This window comes from Nocardia sp. 852002-20019_SCH5090214, from assembly GCF_001665865.1.
In the GTDB taxonomy this organism is placed as follows: Bacteria; Actinomycetota; Actinomycetes; order Mycobacteriales; family Mycobacteriaceae; genus Nocardia; species Nocardia nova.
Window position 1 is genome coordinate 63,107 of record NZ_LZMK01000078.1, and the last position, 6,550, is coordinate 69,656.

At 68.2% G+C, this 6,550-nt stretch carries 6 protein-coding genes; 1 reads left to right on the forward strand and 5 read right to left on the reverse strand.

The window, feature by feature from the left end:
- Positions 1-76 precede the first annotated feature (76 nt).
- The 5 genes from A5780_RS07585 to A5780_RS07605 all read right to left on the reverse strand — a co-directional run bounded on the left by A5780_RS07585 (position 77) and on the right by A5780_RS07605 (position 5,609).
- A complete protein-coding gene (locus tag A5780_RS07585) occupies positions 77-1,204 on the reverse strand; it encodes a glycosyltransferase (RefSeq protein ID WP_064901809.1) in 1,128 nt (375 codons plus the stop codon).
- 98 nt (positions 1,205-1,302) lie between these two features.
- Complete coding sequence (locus tag A5780_RS07590; RefSeq protein ID WP_064908100.1) at positions 1,303-2,358, reverse strand: GAF domain-containing protein; 1,056 nt, start codon at positions 2,356-2,358, stop codon at positions 1,303-1,305.
- 9 nt (positions 2,359-2,367) lie between these two features.
- The gene (locus A5780_RS07595; RefSeq protein ID WP_051755924.1) at positions 2,368-4,182 is read right to left on the reverse strand and encodes a bifunctional diguanylate cyclase/phosphodiesterase; all 1,815 of its coding nucleotides are present in this window, start codon (positions 4,180-4,182) and stop codon (positions 2,368-2,370) included.
- Positions 4,183-4,737: 555 nt separating this feature from the next.
- Entirely contained in the window at positions 4,738-5,169 is a 432-nt protein-coding gene (locus A5780_RS07600) for an effector binding domain-containing protein (RefSeq protein ID WP_030515189.1), read from the reverse strand.
- The gene (locus A5780_RS07605; RefSeq protein ID WP_030515188.1) at positions 5,166-5,609 is read right to left on the reverse strand and encodes a GyrI-like domain-containing protein; all 444 of its coding nucleotides are present in this window, start codon (positions 5,607-5,609) and stop codon (positions 5,166-5,168) included. The genes A5780_RS07600 and A5780_RS07605 overlap by 4 nt, the downstream gene beginning before the upstream one ends.
- Before the next feature lie 460 nt (positions 5,610-6,069).
- On the opposite strand from A5780_RS07605, the gene A5780_RS07610 reads away from it, so the two are divergent.
- Positions 6,070-6,550 (forward strand): uracil-DNA glycosylase family protein (locus tag A5780_RS07610; protein WP_304528416.1); only part of this gene is annotated, 481 nt, incomplete at its 3' end.

Below are 6,550 nucleotides of genomic sequence, written 5' to 3' on the forward strand. Positions count from 1 at the left end.
ACTATCTCCGTTGCCCTGGAGCATACGTGTTCCCCGACACACCGCATCCGTACCGGGCCGCACGGGCACGTCACGGCTACGACAATCCGCGCAATACCGACAACATCCCGGCGACCGCGGCCGGCCACGGAAACTGTTCGGCCCGTGAGCGCGCGGCGCGCCGTCGCTGCGCCGCCGGACGGGCCAGCACATCGGTGACGGCCTCGGCGAAGGCCGACGGGTGATCGGCGGCCACGGCCCCGCATTCGGCGGTCACGATGTCGGCCAGCGCCGAGGAACGACTGGCCACCACCGGGGTGCCGGCGGCCAGCGCCTCGAGCGCCGCCAGCCCGAAGGTTTCGTGCGGCCCGGGTGCGAGCGAGATATCCGCACTGGCCAGCAGGGTCGCCAAATGCGTTCGGTCGTCGATGAATCCGGCGAAATGTACGCCCGGACGCCCGTCGGGCAGCGCGGCCACACCGCGCGCCTGCCGGACCAGCGCGTCGCGGCGCGGCCCGTCTCCGGCTACCACCAGCCGCACGTTCACCCCGCCCCGGCGCAGCTGATCCACGGCCTCGATACTGCGATCGACCCGCTTCTCCACCGACAGCCGCCCGCAGTGCACCACCAGATGCGAGCCCCCGAGCCGCGCGCGCAGGGCCCGATCGTGGCGATGCGGCGCGAACAACTCCAGATCCACACCCAACGGGACGAGGGCGACATTCGGAGCGTCGATCCGGTCGAATTCCGCGCGGGCGAACGCGGTGGTGCAGACCACCATGTCGTAGTCGGCCGCGGTGCGACGATTGGCGACGTCGGCGGCCCGCCGTGCGACCGAGGTGGGCAGCACCTGGCCGAGCAACCGGTCGAGGCGCTCGTGCGAGATCATCACCGACGCGACATCCCGGCGGCGGGCCCACCGCCCGAACCCCCGCAGCGTCAGCCGGTCCGACACCTCGAGCGCATCCGGCGCCAGCCCGGCCAGCAGATCGGCGACTCGACGGGGATCGGCCGCGCGATATCCGCCCGTCCACGGAATCCCCAATGCCGGCACGGTCATCCGCACCACACCGTTGGGCAGGACCTCCTCGTCCCGGCGCGCGCCCGGCACGATCAGCACCACCTCGTGCCCGGCCGCCACATATCCGGCGCCGAGATGATGCAGTGCGGTGCGAAGCCCGCCCGAACGCGGCCCGTAGAAGTTCGCCAGCTGAGCGATGCGCACGCGCCGATCGTTCCCGCCCCGCGAACCGGCGGGACGAACACCGGATGAATGCTCGCCGAAGGATGCACCAACCGCCCGCACCGCCCTGTCACGACGCGTCACCCGGCGGCGGGCCGGACCCGGATCATGCCGTGGGCGCGCTCGGACCCCAAGCGCGACAGCTCGGCGCGCACCGGAATCCATTCGGTGTCCTCGAACCGCAGCCGAAACACGAGTTTCCTTGCCGGGGAGTCGATTTCACCGGCAAATACGGCCGCGAACGCCGCCCGGTAGTCCCGCTGATCATCCGGATGCACGACCGGCCGTTCGGTGCTCCACCGTTCCAGCGGCGGTGGCGGCGGACTGATCCACTCGTACACCAGCCCCATCGCCAGTTCGACGAAGCCGACACCGGCATCGGCCGACCGCGACACCGCCCGGGTGATCGCCAGATCGGTATCCGGGCGCGGCGGGCTGACGTCGGTGATCTCGTGCAGCAGCGCCCGGGTGACGTGCGCGGTGCGGGTCGAGGCGGCCAGATGCGGATCCTCGCGATGCACCCGGATCACCAGCTGAAAGTTGCGCACCATCTCGTCGTCACCGCGAATCGCCAGCTCCCCCTGCCAGCGCCCGGCCGGGTCGGTGCCCGCCACCACCGCGGTGTAGGCCATCCGCTCGTCGAAGCGCACCATCCGCCCGAACACCTCCGGCGGCGTGCGCACCACCCGCACCTGGTCGGGGGCGCGGGCGAAGGCGAGTTCCTCCAGGCCGGGGCCGTGGTGGGCGAGTTCGGTATCGGAATCCCAGTCCCATGCCGCGACCGCGCTCCGCGGCGGCGGTCGCCGTCCCTCGGCGCCGACCCACAGCTGCACCCCGTGCACCGCCCCGAACGAACAGAAGACCGGCACCGCGATCGCGGTCCAGCCGCCCTCGGACAACACGATCCGGCCGTCGGCCGTGACCGCCCCGGACGTCGCGGACGGAACGGCCGCTGCCGCGGTATCGACGGCAGCGGCGGCCAGCGCGGAGGCACCCGCCCCGAGCGAGCGCCCGGCGCGCGACAGACTCGTCCATTCCCGGACGCGCGACCCGTCGGCGACGATGGTCGGACCATTCGCGGGCGCGAGCGTTTCCACCAGCAGCCATGGCGAACCCACGGATTCGGCGCCTGCCATACCGAGGAATCAGATCCGATGCGCCCCACGGGAAACCCGCGGGAGTTCGAGGTCGAGCGGGATCCGCCCCTCCGCCAGATGCGGTTCGGCCTCGTCGGCGGGCATCGGCCGCGCGATGAGGAAGCCCTGCGCCCGGTAGCAGCCCAGGCCGACCAGGGTGCGCGCGGCGACCGCCGTCTCCACGCCTTCGCCGACCACCCCGAGACCGAACGAACCGGCAAGTCCCACAATGGATTTCACGATCGCCAGATCGTCGGTACTGGCGCCGAGCCGCTGCACGAAACCGCGGTCGATCTTCACCGCGTCCACCGGCAGCGCCTTGAGATGCGACAGCGAACTGTAGCCGGTGCCGAAATCGTCGATCGCGATCTGCACGCCCATGCGCTTGAGTCCGCGCAAGGTCACCTGGGTGCGGGTCAGATCCGAGACCACGACGTGCTCGGTGATCTCCAGACATACCGAACTGCCGTCGATTCCGTGCCGGCGCAGCACATCCTCGACGCATTCCACGAAGTCCAGGCTCACCAACTGCACCGGTGAGACGTTGATCCGGATCACCACGTTCGAGGCCAGCCCGGCGCGCCGCCATTTCGCGAATTGCGCCAGGGCCGTGCGCAATACCCAGCGACCGAGTTCACCGGCCAGATTCGTCGCCTCGGCCACCCCGACGAACGCACCCGGCGGCAGCAGCCCGCGGGTGGGATGCTGCCAGCGCACCAGCGCCTCGAGCGCCACGATGCGCCCGGTCCGCAGGTCCACCTCGGGCTGATAGTGCAGCAGCAGCGAACCGTCGGAGACGGCGCCGCGCAGATTCAACTCGACGTCGTCCTGCAGTTCGAACTGCGCGCGCATGGCGTCGGTGAACACCGCGACCCCGTTGCCCCCGCCGGATTTCGCCGACAGCAACGCGTGGTCGGCGCGGCGCAACAGATCCGCGACGGTGGTCTCGCCCGGCATGCCCAGCGCCACACCCACACTCGCGCCGCGACTGACCGTTTCGCCGCCGACCGACACCCGGCGGGTGATCAACTGCTGAATCCGGGTCGCCTCGAGTTCGGCCGCGACCGGATCCACGGGTTTGGCCGGCACGATGACGAATTCGTCGCCACCCAGCCGCGCGATCATGTCGTTCGGATCGAGGTGTTCCTTCAGCCGCGCCGACAGCGTGCGGATGAAATTGTCACCGGCGGTATGCCCCAGAAAATCGTTGAGCGCCTTGAGCCGATCGAGGTCGAGGAAGAATGCGGCGACCGGTCCCGAACTGCCCGGCCGCAGCCGCTCCTCCATATGTTCGAGCAGGGCGCGCCGGTTGGCCAGTCCGGTCAGGTCGTCGTGCAGGGCGATGTAGCGCAGCCGTTCCTCGGCCACCACCCGGGCCTGCAATTGCGCCAGCAGCGCCGCGATCGCCTTCAGGACGTTGATCTCCCGGGTGCTCCACTGCCGATCGCCCCGTTTCATGAATCCGAGCAATCCGGTCGGCTCACCGCGCGACATCAGCGGAACGGTCGCGGTCGTCACATCGCTCAGTCCGGAACGGCGAATCGTCTCCTGATAGTCGGAGAATTCCGGGGTGGGGCGGGCGATCATCGGTTCGGTGGCGTGTTCGACGGCTCGGAACACCGAATCGGCCTGCTCGAAATACACCACCCGCAGCGGGTCGGGGTCGGGCACGTCCTGGCGTTGCGGCCATTCGGCGACCAGCACCGTCGCCCGGCGTTCCCGGTCGGTATGGCGGACGAAACTGAAATCGACGTCGAAGTAGTCGACCAGTTTGGCCAGCACTCGTTCGGTCGCCGCCACCATCGTCGTGGCGTCGACACCCATCAACTCCGCGGCGACCTGGGTCACCAACGAGTCGAGTGTTCGCCGAGGCACCTTGTCTCCGATCGCGCTATCCACGGCATGTCAAGGGAAGGACGTCCACGCCCCGAGCGTCGATGAATTCGCCCTGAACCGACGCTAGTGTATCGACGTATTGCGATGAAATCGCGGTGAGTTCGCGGAGAGGTGCGGCGGAGAATTCGCCGAGGACCGCGACGGGGCCCGTCCGGCGGGGTCGCACAGGGTGGTCAGCAGCCATATCGTCGCAGCGCCTCCGGTGCGACATCCAGCCCAGTCATACGGTTCCTACTCTGTTGCTGCGCGGCGCGGCGCGATCTTTCGGCCACCTCCGCTCGGCATGCGGTACCGCCGGTGTCGGGTATGGCCACCTAGGGAAGTATCCGTCATCCCTCCGGAATTGACCAGATGTCCGGCAAATCTTCCGAAACCTGAGCGCGACGCGCGGTATCGATCGAGGTCATCCAGGTCGGTGTCATACACCACACAGAACAAAAAGACCGCCCGGTTCCCATTTGGTTACCCGTTGGCAACCGAAAATCACACCAGAATTGAGATGAACAACTCCAGCCGGTCGGGACCACGCCACACCTCGATCTCCTCGCGATAAGCGCGGGTGATCTCGGCCGACGCGGTGGCGTCGTCGACCTGAGCCCAGACGTCCTCGACCGGATCGTGATAATCACCGTTGGGTTCGAATCGGGCATATACGCCCTTCGGGACGCGAATCATCACATCGCCGACCGGCACCTGTTTCGGCGCCTGATATTCGTAGCTGACCAGCACGTTGTAATTTCCGGCCGGGTCGGGCACGTACACGGTGTAGAGCGGACCGCCGATCTCACGATCGCGCAGCCGGTCCCGCAGGAATTCGATCAGTTCGCTGTTGCTGACCTTGAAACTCGGCCGGACCCGCGGCACCACCAGACCGCCGTAGATGGCCGCGTCGCGGACCACGATCGAATACGTCATCGGGGGTCTACCGCCAGGTACAGATCGATCTTGTACGCGTGCGGATAGCATTCGAAATCCCCGGTGAAGGTGCGTTTGATCTGATTGTGTTCCTCGGCGTAGGCGATCTGGGTCCACAGGTCGGTCATGATCTGCGGGAAATTGCCGACAGCGGAGAAACGCGCATAGGCGCCGGCGGGCAGACGGGACACGATATGCCCGCGCGTCACCCGGTCGAACGAGAGGCATTCGTAGCCGACGATCTGGGTGTTGAACGTGCCCAGATCGTGGGCGTAATCGGTATAGGAGCAGGCCAGCGGGCCGCCCAGTTCCTGATGCAGGACGGCGGCCCAGGCGGCCTCGAGATCACGATCGCGCAGTTCTCCGAGGGCACGTTTCGGACTGCGCACCGGTAGCCCGGCGACCCACGTCTCGTCCCGCTCGACGATTTCGAACTGCATGCAAGAACTCTCTCGATGTGATCGCGTTGGGCCGCGCAACCGGTGCTGCGGCGGACCGTCCGGCTGGAAACGCCATGCTATCAACATCGAAAGCTACGGACCTGCACGTCTGCTGCCGGGACAGCTGATCATCCGACCGGTCCGGTACCAGCGACCTGTCGGCTTTTCGACCGACAGCGGCCTCCGTCCCGGGAATCGGGGATTCTCGTCGCCACCGCGAACACCTCGCGCCGGATCGAACGAATCGCCCACATGCCACGAATCGGCAGATACCGGACGGCGTGGCGTAGATCGCAAACGGTCAGCTATCGGAAGGGGTAGGTGTGACACGACCGCCACCGAACGGGCAGACTCGCAGGGGCATCGACCGAACGGAGGACCGATGGTGCGTCGCACCAGCCGCAGCGAACCACCGAACGCCGGCGCGGCGGCATCCGCCGACTATCCCGACCTCGAGGCCATGGATACGGCACTGACCGAATGCCGCGCCTGCCCGCGACTGGTCGCCTGGCGCGAGCAGGTCGCCCGCGAGAAGCGGGCCGCCTTCCGCGACGAAACCTACTGGGGCCGCCCGGTCACCGGTTTCGGCCCCGCCGACGCCGCCATGCTGCTGGTCGGCCTCGCCCCCGCCGCCCACGGCGGAAACCGCACCGGCCGCATGTTCACCGGCGACCGCAGCGGCGACGTGCTCTTCGCCTCCCTCTACGCCATCGGCGCCGCCACCCAGCCCACCGCCACCCGCCGCGACGACGGCCTCCGGCTGCTCGGCACCCGCGTCACCGCCCCCGTGCACTGCGCGCCCCCGGACAACAAACCCACCATCGACGAACGCGATCGCTGCCGGCACTGGCTGATCAACGAACTCGAATTCGTCGCGCCCCTCCGAGATCGCCTCGCGCTAGACCAGGTCGACGGTCAGCTCGGAAAGTCCCCCTGCTGGC